The sequence below is a fragment of the Catenulispora acidiphila DSM 44928 genome, assembly GCF_000024025.1.
Taxonomy (GTDB): Bacteria; Actinomycetota; Actinomycetes; order Streptomycetales; family Catenulisporaceae; genus Catenulispora; species Catenulispora acidiphila.
This window is the reverse complement of sequence record NC_013131.1, coordinates 10,452,585-10,467,782: the sequence shown is the minus strand read 5'-3', so window position 1 is coordinate 10,467,782 and position 15,198 is coordinate 10,452,585. Positions and strand designations below refer to the sequence as shown.

Below are 15,198 nucleotides of genomic sequence, written 5' to 3'. Positions count from 1 at the left end.
CCTAAGCAGTGACGCCGCCCTGAAGGGCGCCAACGACAAGCGGAGCCCCCAGTGAGCAAGCGCACCTTCCAGCCCAACAACCGCCGCCGCGCCAAGACCCACGGCTTCCGTCTGCGCATGCGGACCCGTGCCGGGCGCGCCATCCTGGCCAACCGCCGTGCCAAGGGCCGCAGCGAGCTGTCGGCCTGAGCCGCGGCTCGCCACCTTCCGACCCGCCGTGCTCTCCTCCGCGCACCGCATGCGGAGGTCGGCGGACTTCGGCGCGGCCGTGCGCGGCGGCCGCCGAGCCGGCCGGACCACGCTCGTCGCGCATCTGGCAGTCCCCTCGGACCCGCCGCCCGCGGCCGACGCCGCCGTGCTGGCGGGCTTCGTCGTGAGCAAGGCCGTGGGCCCGGCGGTGGTGCGGACCGCCGTCAAGCGGCGTCTGCGGCACCTGGTGCGCTCCCGGCTGGACCAGCTGCCCCCCGGGTCCCGGCTGGTGATCCGGGCACTGCCGGCGGCCGCTGAGGCGGACTCGGCCACACTTGGCGCCGACCTGGACTCGGCCCTGCGGAAGCTGTTGCGATGAAGTACGTGTTGATGGGGCTGATCCGGCTCTACCAGATAGTCTTGAGCCCGGTCGTCAACTGGCGCGGCCCGGTGTGCAAGTTCGAGCCGTCCTGCTCCCACTACGGCTATGACGCTGTGCGGATCCATGGGGCGATCAAGGGCGGCGGCATGACCGTGTGGCGGGTGCTGCGCTGCAATCCGTGGAGTTCGGGCGGGTACGATCCCGTCAAGCCCCGCAAGACCCGCGGGTCGGGTGGCGAAAAAGACGGCCAGGCGCGGAACCTCTCGCCGGAGCAGACGAGTTCCCCTGGTGATGACACACAGACTTCCGACCGGACTGAAATGGTCGGTTTGCCCACTGAGCCGGCCCGCCCCGCGGTCCGGCCCGACCTGATGTCCAGCCGAGGAGCGCGATCGTGATCGACACAATCCTCTCCCCGATCATCTGGGCCACCAGCTTCGTGATGATGCTGTGGCACCGGGCGTTCGGGGCGATTTTCGGCAGCGATTCCTCGGCGTCCTGGGTGCTGGCGATCATTTTCTTGACGATCACCATCCGCGCCGCGATGATCCCGCTGTTCCGCAAGCAGATCAAGTCGATGCAGAACATGCAGCGGCTCCAGCCCCAGATCCAGGCGCTGCAGAAGAAGTACAAGCTCGACAAGCAGAAGCTTCAGCAGGAAATGATGAAGCTGTACAAGGACAACGGGACCTCCCCGTTCGCCTCGTGCATGCCGATCCTGCTGCAGACGCCGTTCTTCATGGGTCTGTACCGCGTGCTCAGCCACGTCTCCGCGGGCAACGCGGTCGGCGCGCTGTCCCAGTCGGACTCGGTCAGCGCGATGCACGCCTCGTTCTTCGGCGCCCCGCTGTCGCTGAGCTTCCTGCACCACACGCCGGCCCAGATGTCGCGCATCGGCGTCACCTCGGTGACGAACCTGCAGATCATCGCGATCATCATGGCGATCATCTACGCCACGTCGCAGTTCCTGACGCAGCGCATGATGATGGCGAAGAACACCAACCTGGACAACTCCGTCCCGAACCCGATGATGCAGAGCCAGAAGATCATGCTCTACGTCATGCCGTTCGGCATGCTGTTCTTCAGCCTGAACGTGCAGATCGGCGTCGTGCTGTACCTGATGACCACGAACGTGTGGACGATCGGCCAGCAGTTCTACACTTTGCGCAATTCCCCGATGCCCGGCAGCCAGGCGGAGAAGGAGATGTTCGCCCGGAACAAGGCCAAGGAGGACCGCAAGCGCCAGGACCTGATCGCCAAGGACCCGGAGGCCGCCAAGGCACTCGCCGCCGCCAACGGCTCCTCCACCCAGGACAAGGTGCCGGTCACCAGGCAGCGCCAGCAGCCGGTCCGCACCACTCGTAGCAAGCGCAAGAAGTAGAGGAGCAGCACGGCCATGAGCGACACCACCGCGGTGACCGAGGCCGAGGCCTCCGACCTGGTCGACGCCGAGCCGGGCACCGGACAGGAGCGGGTCGACAAGTCCGCCGAGCGCGCCCCCGAATCGCCGGCCGAGCGCATCGCCCGCCTGGAGCGCGAGGGCGACATCGCCGCCGACTACCTGGAGGGCCTGCTCGACATCGCCGACCTGGACGGCGACATCGACATGGACGTCGAGGGCGACCGGGCCTCGGTCTCCATCGTCGGCGGCAAGCTCTCGCACCTGGTCGGCGGCGAGGGCGAGGTCCTGGACGCGCTGCAGGAGCTCACGCGGCTGGCGGTGCTCCGCGAGACCGGCGAGCGCTCCCGGCTGATGCTGGACATCGACGGCCACCGCGCCACCCGCCGCTCCGAGCTCACCCGGATCGGCACCGAGGCGGCGCGCAAGGTCGCCGAGACCGGCGAGCCGGTGAAGCTCTCCGCGATGTCGCCCTTCGAGCGCAAGGTGGTGCACGACGCGGTGGCGGCGGCCGGGCTGCGCAGCGAGTCCGAGGGCGAGGAACCCCACCGCTGTGTGGTTGTGCTTCCCGTCTGAGGACCGAGCGGTCAGGACATAGTGGAGACATGCGACCTTCTTCGCCCGACCCCGCCTCCCCCGGCGGCGAGCCGACCGATCTGGTCTTGGGCCCCGCCCCGGAGGCGGTCGGCCCGGTCTTCGGCGACCGGGCGGCCGACGCCACCCGGTACGCGGAGATCCTGGCCGGTCCCGGTGTGACCCGAGGGCTGCTCGGTCCTCGGGAAGTACCGCGGCTGTGGGAGCGGCACATCCTCAACTGCGCGGTGGTCGGCGGTCTGCTGCCCGCCGACATCCAGATCTGTGACGTCGGCTCGGGCGCCGGGCTCCCCGGCATCGTCCTCGCGCTGGCTCGTCCGGATCTGTCGGTGACTTTGTTGGAGCCACTGCTGCGCCGCACTCTGTTCCTCGACGAAGTGATCGATCTGCTGGGTCTGGAGAACGTGCGCGTGCTGCGCGGCCGGGCCGAGGAGTTCGCCGGCAAGGAACGGTTCGACGTGGTCACCTCGCGCGCGGTGGCACCGCTGGACCGGCTCGCCGGCTGGTCGCTCCCGCTGCTGAGGTCCGGGGGCGAGATGGTGGCGCTCAAGGGCGGCTCGGCTGAGGGCGAACTGGCTGAGAGCGCGGAGCTGCTCGCCAAGCTGGGAGCCACCCGCTGGAGCGTGGAGACGGTCGGCGCGGGGATCGTGGACCCGCCGACGACGGTGATCCGGGTCGGGATCGAGCACGAGCTTCATGTGCGCGGGCCGAAGAAGCAGCGGCCGCGGAACCGGCGCCCCGGGCGCTGAGATGTCTGTCCCGGCGACGGAGGACGCCTGAATCCGCCGATGTTTCACGGGAAACATCGGCGGCGGATGACCGAGCGGACCATGTTTCACGGGAAACATGCGAAAGAGGGCTGTGTTTCACGGGAAACACAGCCCTTCGTTCGTTCTCGGGGGAGCGAGTACGGCAGACTGGTGGTTCGTAGCTTCTCGCTTCATGTTGAGCACAGCCCTTCGCGCGTCCCATGACAGGAGTTCTTCCGTGGCCGCACCCGGCAATGAACACCGAGAGCACCAGGGGGTCGACCCGCTGCTCGCGCAGTCCGTGGTGGACAGCCTCAACGACGAGCCCTACTACCCCGCCGGGACCACCGACGTGATGGCCACGCCGCCGGTGGACCTCGAGTACGAGTCCGGACACGTTCCCGCGGGAGCCACTCCCTCTGCACCCCTTCAGGTAATGCACATGCCGTCTTCTTCCGTTCCCGCCCAGGGGCCGTCCGTCGCCGACGACTCGGACACCCCGATCGCCCGCCAAGCCGCCGCCGCGATAGAAGCGCTCTCCGGCGTGACCCGTCTCCCCCGGCCGGACAAGACCCGCGTCCTGGTCGTCGCCAACCAGAAGGGCGGCGTCGGCAAGACCACGACCACGGTCAACCTCGCCGCCTCGCTCGCCCAGGCCGGTGCCTCGGTCCTGGTGATCGACCTGGACCCGCAGGGCAACGCCTCCACGGCGCTGTCGGTCGAGCACCACGCCGACGTCCCGTCCGTCTACGACGTCCTCATCGAGCGCTACACGATGGACGAGGTCGTCCAGCAGGTGCCCGAGATCCCGAACCTCTACTGCTGCCCGGCGACCATCGACCTGGCCGGTGCGGAGATCGAGCTGGTCTCGATGGTCGCCCGGGAGAGCCGGCTGGGCAAGGCGCTGTCGAGCTACCAGAAGAAGATGGACTACATCCTCATCGACTGCCCGCCGTCGCTGGGACTGTTGACCGTCAACGCGATGGTGGCCGGCGCCGAGGTGCTGATCCCGATCCAGTGCGAGTACTACGCGCTGGAGGGTCTGAGCCAGCTGCTGCACAACATCGAGCTGATCCGCGGACACCTCAACCCGGACCTGCACGTGTCGACGATCCTGCTGACGATGTACGACTCCCGGACCCGGCTGTCGACCGAAGTCGCCGAGCAGGTGCGCACGCACTTCCCGAACGAGGTGTTGTCCTCGGCGATCCCGCGCTCGGTGCGGGTCTCCGAAGCACCGTCGTACGGCCAGACCGTGATGACGTGGGACCCGGTGTCGACCGGGGCCATCGCCTACCGGGACGCGGCCCGGGAGATCGCCGAGCGCGGCGCGTCCCGCGTCGCGATGGACGGCATGAACGATTTCCGGGCCGACATCGAGTACGGTGGGGCGTCCCTGCACAGCGGTGGGCAGTGAGCGGCACGATGGGAGATCAGTGGTGAGCAGCAGCCGACGCGGACTGGGCAAGGGCCTGGGTGCTCTGATCCCCACCGGCGCCCCGCCCGCGATACTGTCCGAGAAGACCCGGGCGGAGTCGGCGAGTGCTCCGGCCGCCGGCGATGTTTCCCGTGAAACAAGCATCGACGTTTCCCGTGAAACATCGGTCGCGACCGCGCCGCCGCGCACCGCGCTGGGGTCTCTGCCGATCGAGACCGACTATCGGACCACCGAGGACCGCAGCGATCGGGCGTTCTCGGCGTCGATCCCGGCTCCCTCGGCGAGCCGCGAGTCCTTCGCCGACGAGAGTCTTCCGGACGGGCTGATGCCGGTACCGGGCGCCTCGTTCGCCGAGATCCCGCAGGGCCAGATCCGCCCGAACCCGGTGCAGCCCCGGACGGAGTTCGACGAAGTCGCTCTGGCCGAGCTGGTCGCCTCCATCAAGGAAGTCGGCCTGCTGCAACCGATCGTGGTGCGGCAGCTTCCGGAGCCTGACGGCGAGCATCGCTACGAACTCATCATGGGTGAGCGTCGGTGGCGGGCTTCCCAGGAAGCCGGGCTGTCGGCGATCCCCGCCATCATCCGCGACACCCGCGACGACCGGATGCTCCTGGACGCGCTTCTGGAGAACCTCCAGCGTGCCCAGCTGAACCCGCTCGAAGAGGCGGCGGCGTACGACCAACTCCTGAAGGACTTCGACTGCACGCACGAGGTCCTCGCCGAGAAGATCGGCAAGTCCCGTCCGCACGTGACCAACACGCTGCGGCTGCTCACTCTGACCCCGGGCATCCAGCGCCGGGTCGCGGCCGGCGTCATCACCGCCGGGCACGCCCGGGCCCTGCTGGGTCTGAAGTCGGTCGAGCAGCAGGAAGAGATCGCCAAGCGCATCGTCCGGGAGAACCTGTCGGTGCGGGCGGTCGAGGAGCTGGCCGGCATGGGCCGCTGGGACGCGGCGGCACTGGACACCGCACTGACCGAGACGCCCGAGGACTACCTCGACTTCACCGACAAGCCCAAGAACAAGCGGGTGCGCTCGGGGAGCCGGATGCCGATCCTGGAGGACTTCGGCCAGCGGCTGTCGGATCGGCTGGAGACTCGGGTGAAGGTCGACATCATGCAGAAGCGTGGTCGGATCACCATCGAGTACGCGGGGATAGAGGATCTCAAGCGGATCGCGAAGGCGATCCTCGGCGAGTAGGTCGATGTTTCACGGGAAACCGTGAAGAGGCCCGGCGGGTTCATCCGCCGGGCCTCTGTCATGTTTCACGGGAAACAGCGCCGATGATTCCCGTCCGTTGTCCCGCTGCGGCGCGTTTCCCGTGAAACATCGGCCGCCTCGGTGTGAAACGAGCCATGTTTCACGGGAAACAGCCGACGCCGTTTCCCGTGAAACATCGTCCTACTCGGCGATGACCGCCTGGACCAGATCGCGGTAGAGCACGCCGAGGTCGAGGTCGGCCGCACCGGCGGCGAGCGGGAGCAGGCTGGTCTCGGTGAGACCCGGTGCCACGTTCACTTCCAGGAACCAGGGGATGCCGTCGGCGTCGAGGATCAGGTCGGTGCGGGACACGCAGGACAAGTCGAGGGTGGTGTGGGCGCGCACAGCCAGCTGCTCGACCGACTTCGCCTCCTCGGCGGTGAGCCGGGCTGGGGCGAAGAACTCGGTGATGCCTGCGGTGTAGCGGGCGGCGTAGTCGTAGACGCCGGAGTCCGCGACGATTTCGACGGCGGGCAGTGCCTGCGGACCTGTGCCGGTGTCGACGACCGAGACGGCGATCTCGCGCCCGGTGATGTGCCGCTCGATGAGTGCCGTCTCGTCGTAGGCGAAGCAGGCGACCATCGCGGAGGGCAGGTCCTCGCGGGTGTGCACGGCGGCGGCGCCGAGAGAGGAGCCGCCGCGAGCGGGCTTCACGAACAGCGGCATCGGCAGCGCGGCGGACACGGCATCCAGGACTGCGTGCGTGCCGAGGTCTCGGAACGTCGTCTTGGGGATCGCGACCCAGTCGGGAGTTGCGAGTCCGGCCGTGCGGATCGCGTCCTTGGCCGAAGGCTTGTCGAAGGCGCGGCGGCAGGCGGCTGCCGACGAGCCGACGTAGGGGACACCCAGCAGCGCCAGGATTCCCTGCACCGCACCGTCTTCACCGGTGGCGCCGTGAAGGGTGGGGAACACCGCATCGGGGCGGTCGGCGAGCAGCGACGGCAGGAGCGCGGCGTCGATGTCGCGGACCTGTACCTCGACCCCCGCACTGCGCAGCGCGTCGGCCACGCGGCGCCCGGAACGGATCGAGACGTCGCGCTCATGGCTGAGGCCGCCGGCCAAGACGACGACACGGCCCAGGTCGCTCATTGCAATCACTGCCCTTCTCACCGGTATCTTCGCCCTCGATCATGTCAGAGGAGCCCGAGGGGTCATGCTCGATGTTTCACGGGAAACAAGGGGATCGCTCCGCCGTCGACAGTCCTCGCCGGGCGGTCGACGGCGCCGGTTTCCCGTGAAACATCGTCTGCCCGCAGTGTGACCGCGCCATGTTTCACGGGAAACACGGCCTGTTTCACGCCGGTCCCGGGCGATGTTTCACGGGAAACCAGCCTCGGTTTCCCGTGAAACATACTGCCGCTAGGCCAGATCCGGGCCGGGCGTGTCGACGCCTTCGCGGCTCTCCAACGCCCGGGACGCCTCGTGTCCGAAGGCGGCGCGCAGTTCCATCTCCTCGCGCAGGACGTCGGCGAACCGCCGCACGCCCTCGCGAATGCGCTCCGGCGTCGGGTAGCAGTAGGACAGCCGCAGCGAGGACGCGCCGAATCCGTCCGAGTAGAAGCCCGTGCCCGGGACGTACGCCACGCGCGCGGTGACGGCGCGGGGCAGCATCGCCTTGGAGTCGAGTCCCGGTGGAAGCGTGACCCACACGTAGAAGCCGCCGTCGGGCTTGGTCCACGTGACACCCGCGGGCATCAGCTCGGACAGCGCCGTCAGCGTCGCGTCGCGGCGCTCCAGATACATGGCCCGGAAGGCCTTGATCTGCTCGCGCCACGGCTGAGTGCTCAAGTAGCGGGAGACCATCATCTGCGAGAAGGCCGGCGGACACAGGTCCGCGGCCTCGGCCGCCAGCGTCAGTTTCTCGCGCACGGCGTGCGGCGCCAGAGCCCAGCCGACACGGAACCCGGGGGCGAATGTCTTGGAGAACGATCCGAGATAGATGACGTTCTCGGTGTCCAGCGAACGCAGCGCCGGGTAGATCTCGCCCTGGAACCCGAGCAGTCCGTAGGGGTTGTCCTCGAGGATCAGGATCCCCGCGTCGCGGCAGATCTCAACGATCTCCGGACGCCGTTCGACGGCCATCGTCACGCCGGCGGGGTTGTGGAAGTTCGGGATCGTGTAGAGGAACTTGATGCGGCGGCCGGAAGCCTTCACCGAGGCGATCGCCGTGCGCAGGGTGTCCGGTACCAGGCCCTGGTCGTCCATCGCGACGTGGACCACCTGCGCTTGGTACGAGGCGAAGACGCCGAGTGCGCCCACATAGGAGGGACCCTCGGCGAGGATGACGTCGCCGGGGTCGATGAAGATCCGGGTGACCAGGTCCAGCGCCTGCTGCGAGCCGACCGTCGCGATGACGTCGTCGGGGTGGCCTTCGATGCCCTCCAGGCGCATGATCTCGCAGATCTGCTCGCGCAGGGTCTCATCGCCTTGGGCTCCGCCATACTGCATCGCGACGGTGCCGGACTCGCGGACCAGCTCCTCGGCGACCGTGGCGATGGAGTCCATCGGCAGCGCCGCGAGGTTCGGCATGCCGCCGGCGAGCGACACCACTTCCGGCCGGGAGGCCACGGCGAACAGAGCTCGGATCTCGGATGCGGTCATCCCGCGGGTCCTGGCTGCGTAACGGTCGACATACGAGTCGAGCCGGGAACCCGGACGCTGCGGGAGTTCCATATCACTCTCCTTGGAGTCGGAAGGTGGAAGCCTGTTCCACCAAGTCAAGCAGGCAAAGCCATCTTCTCGGCGGCTTGTCCGCCTTTTCGGGGTCGTGTGACAGGACTAACATCCCCCACGCAGACCGCCGCGGGGGCAGTTCGGCCCCGCTTTCTCACTGGCCGGACGGGCCGGATGTCGTCGGCGAAGGGAGTCGGCTGATGCGGAGGTGGACCGCCTCGGCGCTGAGGATCCGCCCGACAGCCCGGGGCGTGCTACACGTCGCGCTGTGGTTCCTCGGGGGTGTCCTGGGCGGATTCGGCGGCGGGGTGCTGCGTCCCCACCGGGTCACGTGGGTCGACCGCGACCGCTCGGAGGTGCAGAACGGTCTCCGTGGCGCCCGATCCCAGCCGCCGCGCCCACGACGAGCTGATGGTGTCCAGATCGGTGTGCGGCACCAGCCGGACGTCGGCGACCTGCCAGCCGAGCGCGGCCAGACGATCGGTCAGACCGGTTGAGACGACCGTCTCCGGGGTGAGCTCGGGGAGGTCGCGGATCTCCAGCGGGATCGGCTCGCGCCAGATGCTGGTGCCAATCGAGATCTCCAGCGGGGCGCCGGGCTTGGCGACCGCGCGCAGACCGGACAGGACGTCGGCTTCACCGAGCACCACTCCGCGCAGCAGCTTGCCCCACGGCATGAGCACCATCACCTCGTCGGCGACGCCGTGCAAGGCGGCCGGAACCGTCTCGATCGCCGAGCTGACCAGGACCAGATTCGGAGCTCCGCCCTTGGCCGGCTTGCGCGCCGCGCGCACCGCGGTCTCGGTCATGCGCTGCCACGCCGGGTCGACGCCGACCACGAGCCACTCCGGATGCGCGATGGCCTGGCGGTAGGCCGTGCGCGCGTCGCCGGTGCCGACGTCCACGAGAATCCGCTCGGCCGAAGCCTGGGCCTTGGCCCACTCGTCGGGATCCAGGTCGGTGAGCTTCTTGCCGGCGAGGACTTTGAGGGCGGTGGTGCGAGTCATGTCTGGTCCTGCTCGGTGAGAAGCGCGTAGAGCCGTTTGCGGGTGAGTCCGAAGGGCGCCAGGGCCTCGGTCAGGGTTCGCGGGGCGATATCGGCTCCGACGAGGGCGCGGGCGACAGCGGTGAGGTCGACGAGTTCGGCCTCTGATGACGCCGGGCCGACGACGGTCAGGACACCGGAAGCTTCGACGGCTGCGGACGGCGTTGTGCGCGTCATGGCGGTGCCGATATCGAGCTCTGAGGTGTCCTCGATCCAGATGTCACGCCCGGCGAGCAGGGAGGCATCCGTCGCCGGTGGCATGTGGAACACGGTGGCCGTCAGAGGGAGCGTGGAGAGGCGCTGTGGGCTTCCCCAGTATGCGTAGGGGTACGGAGGTAGACCCGCGGCCAATAGGGCTTCCAGAGGCTTGTGCGGGCTGGCCACCGAGACGCGGGCGCCGGCAGCGGCGGCTCGTTCGAGCACTGCGTTGGTCGCGACGACCTCCTTGGGCGGTGCGTCGGGCGCGATGGTCAGCACCAGGGTGTCCTGGGCGCCGACATCCTTCAGCGACGGGAGATGCGTCCGCTCTCCGAAGCCGACCTGGAGCAGCGGCCGACCCGGCCCGATCTCCTCGACGGTGAGAGTGACCTCGCGCCCCGGATCGGTGAGAGCCGCGGCGAACGCCTCGGGAAGGTCGTCGGCGGTGAGGGTCGAGTCGACGGCCAGCGTGTCCGCGTCGAGGGTGCGGCTGCGGCGGATGACGGCCCGGTCGGTGAGCGCGCGGCGCGGGTTCAGCGTGGCCTCACCGGTGAGTGCGGGCAGTCCCGGAGTCGCCAGGGTCAGCCGGACACGACCGCGCAATGGAGCCAGATTCGGGTCCAGCACGGTGCCGACAGCGAGCACGCAGGTGGCCCGCGCGCTGATGGCCGGCTCCGCGGTCAGCTCGAAGGTCTTCGCGTGGGTCGCCCGGATCGCCGGGTGTCCGCGGCCGACGAGGACGGCTTGGTGGGGATGGGGCACGCCTCCAGGGTAGGGGCGCGGCCGGGAGCGCTGCCTGCGGTGACCCACCAGAAGGTCCGAAGGCGTCGAGCACGTGCCGGCTCGGGCAGAACCTTGGCTGGCAAGACCAGCCGCCGGTTCGGACCGCCGGACTCCCGACCCCCAGACCCCTGGACCACGGAGGGAGGACCGAGCGAGCCTGAACCGGCGCCACCCTCAGTGCGAGCGCAGCTCCGCCAGCCGCAGCACACCGGTCGGCGCGTCCGACTCCGGCGGCAGGTACAGCCGCTGGACCGCGACCACTATGGCGTCGGCGCACGACTCGCGGAACCGCTGCGAGGCGAGCAGCGCGGCGTCGTGCGGGCTGGTGAGGTAGCCGAGTTCGATGCGAACCGCCGGCATCTGCGTGTAGCGGAGCACGTCCCAGGTCATGCCGTGGGTGCCGAGGTTGGCCAGGCCGGTGCGCGCGGTGACCTCGCGCTGCACCAGGCCGGCGAAGCGCTCGCCGGTGGGGGAGCTGTGGCCGAAGCGGTCGTTGCCGTAGTAGAACGCCGCGACGCCGGAGGCCGCGGGGTTGCTGTGGAAGTCGCAGTGCAGCGAGATGAGGAGATCCGCGCCGAGTTCGTTGGCCTTCTCCGCACGGCGGCGGTCGTCGGGGCTGCCGCCGGGACCGTGCGACATGTGCGTGGTGACGCTCAATTTCTCCAGCCGCGTCTTCACCCGATCGGCGATGTCGAAGACGACTTCGGCCTCGATCAGGCCGCCGCCGCGGACGCCGGTGTCCGCACCGCCGTGGCCGGGATCCAGGACCAGGGTCTTGCCGGGCAGGGCCGGGCCCGCGCTCTGGATGGCCTCTGATTCGCGCATCGCGTGCAGCAGGCCGCCGTGCGCCATCCGGCGGTTCAGACGGTTGAGGGCCTGGACGGTCGCCAGGTCGGTGACGCCGGTCGCCGGGAGTCCGACGTTGCGCTGGAACTCCCGGACCGCCCCCACGGTGGTGGGGTCATAGGCGCCGTTGACCCGGCCGCAGTCGAAGCCGAGGGTGAGCAGCGAGCGCTGCAGTTCGGCCACGTCGTCGCCGAACGGCGGCTCGGCGGGAGAGGGGACCAGGTCGCGGTCGCCGAGGCGCCAGGAGGCCTCTTCCAGCAGGCGCATCGTGCCCGGGGTGACCATGCCGTCGACCGTCGTGCGGCGGGTCTGCTGGAAGTGGCGGACCGCGTTCTCCACCGCGTCGTCGAAGACCGGCTCGCCCTGTGCGGGGATGGACCCGGCGTCGATCAGGCCGAGCCGGGCCAGGCGTTCGCGGATCGCGGCCACCGCGGGCCCGGAGTCGCCGCGGCGGTACGTCGGTTCAGTGGTCACGGTTCCCTACCCTACGCACTCTGTCTCTCTCGTCTGCGCATAGCCGAAAGGGGCGGTCTCAAAGACCGCCCCTTTGACGAATCCATATCCGGGTCAGCTTACGTAGCGAGACCGCACTGGATCGCTGACGAACGTCCCACTGGGTCAGGCGACGTAGTCAGCCAGGTCCTTCAGCAGGAGAGCCTTCGGCTTGGCGCCGACGATCGTCTTCACGACCTCGCCGCCCCGGTAGACGTTGAGCGTCGGGATCGAGCGGACGCCGTACTTGGCCTGGGTCAGCGGGTTCTCGTCGGTGTTCAGCTTGACGACGTCGATCTTCTCGCCGTGCTCGGCGTAGATGGCCTCGAGCACCGGGGCGACCTGGCGGCACGGGCCGCACCACGGGGCCCAGAAGTCGACCAGCACCGGCTTGTCGTTCTTCAGGACCTCCTCCTCGAAGGTCGCGTCGGTCACTTGGCGGATGTCACCCATGGTGTGCTCCTCGTGTAGTCCTGAGTTGGTGAGTGTTTCCCGTGAAACATCGCGCGATGTTTCACGGGCTGTGCTCGATTTAGGGGCTGTGTTCGATTCAAGGGCGATTCAGACGGTGACGGGCTGGTGGTGCGCCAGCTCCGACAGGTGCCGCTCGGCGTCCAGGGCGGCGGCACAGCCGGTGCCGGCGGCGGTGATGGCCTGCCGGTAGGTGTGGTCGACCACGTCGCCGCACGCGTACACGGCCGGCAGGCTGGTGCGGGTGGTCGGCGAGTCGACCTTGATGTAGCCCTCGTCGTCGAGGTCCAGCACCCCGTGGAACAGCTCGGTGCGCGGCAGGTGGCCGATCGCCACGAACAGCGCGCCGGCCGGCCGCAGCGTCTCCTCGCCGGTCTTCAGGTTGCGCAGCTTGACGCCGGTGACGTGGGTCTCGCCCTCGATGCCGGCGACCTCGGAGTCCCAGACGAAGGAGATCTTCGGGTTGGCGAAGGCCCGCTCCTGCATCACCTTGGACGCCCGCAGCTCGTCGCGGCGGTGCACGACGGTGACGGTCTGGCCGAAGCGGGTGAGGAACAGCGCCTCCTCCATGGCGGTGTCGCCGCCGCCGACCACGACGATGTCCTGGCCCTTGAAGAAGAAGCCGTCACAGGTGGCGCACCAGGAGACGCCCTTGCCGCTGAGCCGCTTCTCGTCCGGCAGGCCCAGCTCCTTGTACGCCGAGCCGGTGGAGACGATGACGGTGTGCGCTTCGTGCACGGTACCGGCCGAGTCCGTGACCTTCTTTATGGCCCCGCTCAGGTCGACCGCCGTCACGTCGTCGAAGACCAGCTCCGCGCCGAAGCGCTCAGCCTGCTTCTGCATGTTGTCCATCAGGTCCGGGCCCATGATGCCCTCGGGGAAGCCGGGGAAGTTCTCCACGTCGGTGGTGTTCATCAGCGCGCCGCCGGCCGTCACGGAACCGGCGAACACCAGCGGGTTCAGGCCCGCGCGCGCGGTGTACACCGCGGCGGTGTACCCGGCGGGTCCCGAACCGATGATGATGACGTTACGGATCTCGCTCACGTGAGCCTGGCCTCTCGAATCCTGGGGCAGCTTGAGTGCCGGTTGGCTCAACCGATCCTAGGCAAGATGCATTCCCGGCCGTGCCACGTGGCCGGTTTCCCGTGCGGTGTTAAGGGCGCGTGATCTCGAGGTGGTCGGCGACCTGTCCCAGATTGCCCGAAGTGCACGCATTCACGGCGACGACGTACACCTCGGCGAGGGTCGCGCTGCCGGGCTTGGCGTAGACCAGCAGCCAGGCCGCTTCACCCTGATAACGGGTCTGCGTCTTGGCTAGTGGCTTCGCGCCGTCGGCCACGCCCTCGGGGACGCATTCGGGCCCGGCTCCGATCGCCGGCGTCGCCGCGTGCTTCCCGAGGAGGGCCTCGGCCTGCTGCTCGATGCTCGCCTCGCCGGGATCCAGCGCCCCGGCCGAGGAGTCGGGCCCGCGGCCGACCTGCGGCGACATCGCCCCGCCCGATGGTGCCTGGCCGGCGACGTGCGAGCCGTCCGGGTTCTCGGAGGACGCGCCCGAGGCGGCGCTGCTCGACTTCGTGGAGCCGCCCCCGCTGTTCAGTGCCGTGACGACACCGATACCGCCTGCGATCACGAGGGTCGCGCCGGCCAGCGCGCCGAGGCGGATGCGGAACCGCCGACGGGGCGGCGCGGTGGCATGGTGGCCCACCGGTGCGGCAGCAGGCGCGACCTTCAGCGGCGGCTCGCGGTAGAGCGCGGCCTCGATGCGCGTCACGACATCCTGGGGGATCGGCACCGGCGGCAGCAGCTCGCTTAGCCTGCTCAGCCCGTTCGACTCGCTCGACGCGCTCAGATCGGACTCGCCGGTGATGAGCGCGAAGTCCGCGGAGCACACCGGGCACGTGGCCAGATGCGCCTGCGCACGGTCGGCGGCAGTGGTGTCGAGCAGCCCTTCGAACAGGTCCGCCATCTGGTCGGGGTCCAGATGGGTCCCCGGTCCGGAAGCGGCGGGATCAGTCATCATCCGGCCGTGCCTCCTTCCCGGCGATCTTGACGCGTCGCAACTTTGACGCGCGCTGTGCCCTCTTGGTTCCCCGGAGGTGGTGTTGGGTTTCCCTCACGGAGGTCCTTCAGGAGCGGCAGCAGTTTCGCCCGGGCGCGGGCGCAACGGCTCTTGACGGTCCCGGGGGCGACGCCGAGCGCTCCGGCGGTCTCATCCACGCTGTAGCCCTCGACGTCCACCATGACCAGGGCCACCCGCTGTTCTTCCGGCAGGGTCGCCAGCGCCGAGGCCAGGGCCAGGCGCAGATCGGTGGTGGTGATCTCGTCGGTGACGGTCGGCCGCGCGTACTCGGTCTCCACCTCCGGCAGCGGCACCGTGGGACGGCTGCCGCGCCGCCGCATCCGGTCCAGGCAGGCGTTCACCACGACCCGGTGCAGCCAGGTGGTGACCGCCGAGTCGCCGCGGAAGGAGCCGGCGGCGCGGTAGGCCGAGAGCATCGCGTCCTGCAGCGCGTCGGCGGCGTCCTCCGGGTCGCTCAGCGTGCGCAGCGCGACGGCCCAGAGCCGGTCGCGGTGGCGGCGGAAGAGCTCGCCGAAGGCCTCGCCGTCCCCCTCGACGTGCCGGGCCAGCAGGGCCCGGTCGTCGAGGAGGGTCAGATCCGCACGCGGGTCGGACATGGTGG

The 15,198-nt window shown here is 69.4% G+C and carries 17 protein-coding genes; 8 read left to right on the top strand and 9 right to left on the bottom strand.

Annotated elements, in window-relative coordinates; all coding sequences use genetic code 11:
* The first annotated feature begins 51 nt into the window (after positions 1-51).
* From rpmH to CACI_RS44755, 8 genes are all read left to right on the top strand, one after another.
* On the top strand, positions 52-189 hold the full coding sequence (gene rpmH / locus CACI_RS44790) for a 50S ribosomal protein L34 (protein WP_015797593.1): 138 nt from the start codon (positions 52-54) through the stop codon (positions 187-189).
* A 28-nt stretch (positions 190-217) separates the two neighbouring features.
* The gene (gene rnpA, locus CACI_RS44785) at positions 218-568 is read left to right on the top strand and encodes a ribonuclease P protein component (RefSeq protein WP_041540845.1); all 351 of its coding nucleotides are present in this window, start codon (positions 218-220) and stop codon (positions 566-568) included.
* Positions 565-969, top strand: coding sequence for a membrane protein insertion efficiency factor YidD (gene yidD, locus CACI_RS48885; protein ID WP_015797591.1), 405 nt, complete (start codon positions 565-567; stop codon positions 967-969). The genes rnpA and yidD overlap by 4 nt, the downstream gene beginning before the upstream one ends.
* Positions 966-1,952: a membrane protein insertase YidC gene (gene yidC / locus CACI_RS44775; protein WP_015797590.1), complete on the top strand. Its 987-nt coding sequence runs from the start codon at positions 966-968 to the stop codon at positions 1,950-1,952. The genes yidD and yidC overlap by 4 nt, the downstream gene beginning before the upstream one ends.
* Positions 1,953-1,967: 15 nt before the next feature.
* Complete coding sequence (locus CACI_RS44770; RefSeq protein ID WP_015797589.1) at positions 1,968-2,546, top strand: Jag family protein; 579 nt, start codon at positions 1,968-1,970, stop codon at positions 2,544-2,546.
* A gap of 29 nt (positions 2,547-2,575) precedes the next feature.
* Positions 2,576-3,313: a 16S rRNA (guanine(527)-N(7))-methyltransferase RsmG gene (rsmG, locus tag CACI_RS44765; protein WP_015797588.1), complete on the top strand. Its 738-nt coding sequence runs from the start codon at positions 2,576-2,578 to the stop codon at positions 3,311-3,313.
* Between the two features lie 436 nt (positions 3,314-3,749).
* Entirely contained in the window at positions 3,750-4,730 is a 981-nt protein-coding gene (locus tag CACI_RS44760) for a ParA family protein (protein ID WP_223297705.1), read from the top strand.
* A gap of 22 nt (positions 4,731-4,752) precedes the next feature.
* Entirely contained in the window at positions 4,753-5,949 is a 1,197-nt protein-coding gene (locus CACI_RS44755; protein WP_015797586.1) for a ParB/RepB/Spo0J family partition protein, read from the top strand.
* Between the two features lie 201 nt (positions 5,950-6,150).
* Here CACI_RS44755 and CACI_RS44750 read toward each other — a convergent pair whose 3' ends face one another.
* The 9 genes from CACI_RS44750 to sigM all read right to left on the bottom strand — a co-directional run bounded on the left by CACI_RS44750 (position 6,151) and on the right by sigM (position 15,193).
* Complete coding sequence (locus tag CACI_RS44750) at positions 6,151-7,098, bottom strand: D-alanine--D-alanine ligase family protein (RefSeq protein WP_015797585.1); 948 nt, start codon at positions 7,096-7,098, stop codon at positions 6,151-6,153.
* A 270-nt stretch (positions 7,099-7,368) separates the two neighbouring features.
* Positions 7,369-8,682 carry an aminotransferase-like domain-containing protein gene (locus CACI_RS44745; RefSeq protein WP_015797584.1) on the bottom strand — a complete coding sequence of 438 codons (1,314 nt, stop codon included), beginning with the start codon at positions 8,680-8,682 and terminating at the stop codon, positions 7,369-7,371.
* A gap of 254 nt (positions 8,683-8,936) precedes the next feature.
* Positions 8,937-9,689: a class I SAM-dependent methyltransferase gene (locus CACI_RS44740; protein ID WP_015797583.1), complete on the bottom strand. Its 753-nt coding sequence runs from the start codon at positions 9,687-9,689 to the stop codon at positions 8,937-8,939.
* A complete protein-coding gene (locus tag CACI_RS44735; protein ID WP_041540844.1) occupies positions 9,686-10,687 on the bottom strand; it encodes a DUF371 domain-containing protein in 1,002 nt (333 codons plus the stop codon). Before CACI_RS44735 ends, CACI_RS44740 begins: the two co-directional genes overlap by 4 nt.
* Positions 10,688-10,882: 195 nt before the next feature.
* Positions 10,883-12,028, bottom strand: a complete 1,146-nt coding sequence (locus tag CACI_RS44730) for an N-acetylmuramoyl-L-alanine amidase (RefSeq protein WP_015797581.1) — start codon at positions 12,026-12,028, stop codon at positions 10,883-10,885.
* Between the two features lie 144 nt (positions 12,029-12,172).
* The gene (trxA, locus tag CACI_RS44725; RefSeq protein ID WP_015797580.1) at positions 12,173-12,499 is read right to left on the bottom strand and encodes a thioredoxin; all 327 of its coding nucleotides are present in this window, start codon (positions 12,497-12,499) and stop codon (positions 12,173-12,175) included.
* A 108-nt stretch (positions 12,500-12,607) separates the two neighbouring features.
* Complete coding sequence (gene trxB / locus CACI_RS44720) at positions 12,608-13,561, bottom strand: thioredoxin-disulfide reductase (RefSeq protein WP_015797579.1); 954 nt, start codon at positions 13,559-13,561, stop codon at positions 12,608-12,610.
* A gap of 109 nt (positions 13,562-13,670) precedes the next feature.
* Positions 13,671-14,537 carry a hypothetical protein gene (locus CACI_RS44715; RefSeq protein ID WP_015797578.1) on the bottom strand — a complete coding sequence of 289 codons (867 nt, stop codon included), beginning with the start codon at positions 14,535-14,537 and terminating at the stop codon, positions 13,671-13,673.
* Positions 14,534-15,193: an RNA polymerase sigma factor SigM gene (sigM, locus tag CACI_RS44710; RefSeq protein WP_015797577.1), complete on the bottom strand. Its 660-nt coding sequence runs from the start codon at positions 15,191-15,193 to the stop codon at positions 14,534-14,536. Before sigM ends, CACI_RS44715 begins: the two co-directional genes overlap by 4 nt.
* Positions 15,194-15,198: the final 5 nt, after the last annotated feature.

What these genes read in the sequence shown, in the direction of transcription:
- yidD (WP_015797591.1), top strand. Translation starts at nt 565, where the DNA reads ATGAAGTACGTGTTGATGGGGCTGATCCGGCTCTACCAGATAGTCTTG.
- CACI_RS44770 (WP_015797589.1), top strand. Translation starts at nt 1,968, where the DNA reads ATGAGCGACACCACCGCGGTGACCGAGGCCGAGGCCTCCGACCTGGTC.
- rsmG (WP_015797588.1), top strand. Translation starts at nt 2,576, where the DNA reads ATGCGACCTTCTTCGCCCGACCCCGCCTCCCCCGGCGGCGAGCCGACC.
- CACI_RS44760 (WP_223297705.1), top strand. Translation starts at nt 3,750, where the DNA reads ATGCACATGCCGTCTTCTTCCGTTCCCGCCCAGGGGCCGTCCGTCGCC.
- CACI_RS44750 (WP_015797585.1), bottom strand. Translation starts at nt 7,098, where the DNA reads ATGAGCGACCTGGGCCGTGTCGTCGTCTTGGCCGGCGGCCTCAGCCAT.
- CACI_RS44745 (WP_015797584.1), bottom strand. Translation starts at nt 8,682, where the DNA reads ATGGAACTCCCGCAGCGTCCGGGTTCCCGGCTCGACTCGTATGTCGAC.
- CACI_RS44740 (WP_015797583.1), bottom strand. Translation starts at nt 9,689, where the DNA reads ATGACTCGCACCACCGCCCTCAAAGTCCTCGCCGGCAAGAAGCTCACC.
- trxA (WP_015797580.1), bottom strand. Translation starts at nt 12,499, where the DNA reads ATGGGTGACATCCGCCAAGTGACCGACGCGACCTTCGAGGAGGAGGTC.
- CACI_RS44715 (WP_015797578.1), bottom strand. Translation starts at nt 14,537, where the DNA reads ATGATGACTGATCCCGCCGCTTCCGGACCGGGGACCCATCTGGACCCC.
- sigM (WP_015797577.1), bottom strand. Translation starts at nt 15,193, where the DNA reads ATGTCCGACCCGCGTGCGGATCTGACCCTCCTCGACGACCGGGCCCTG.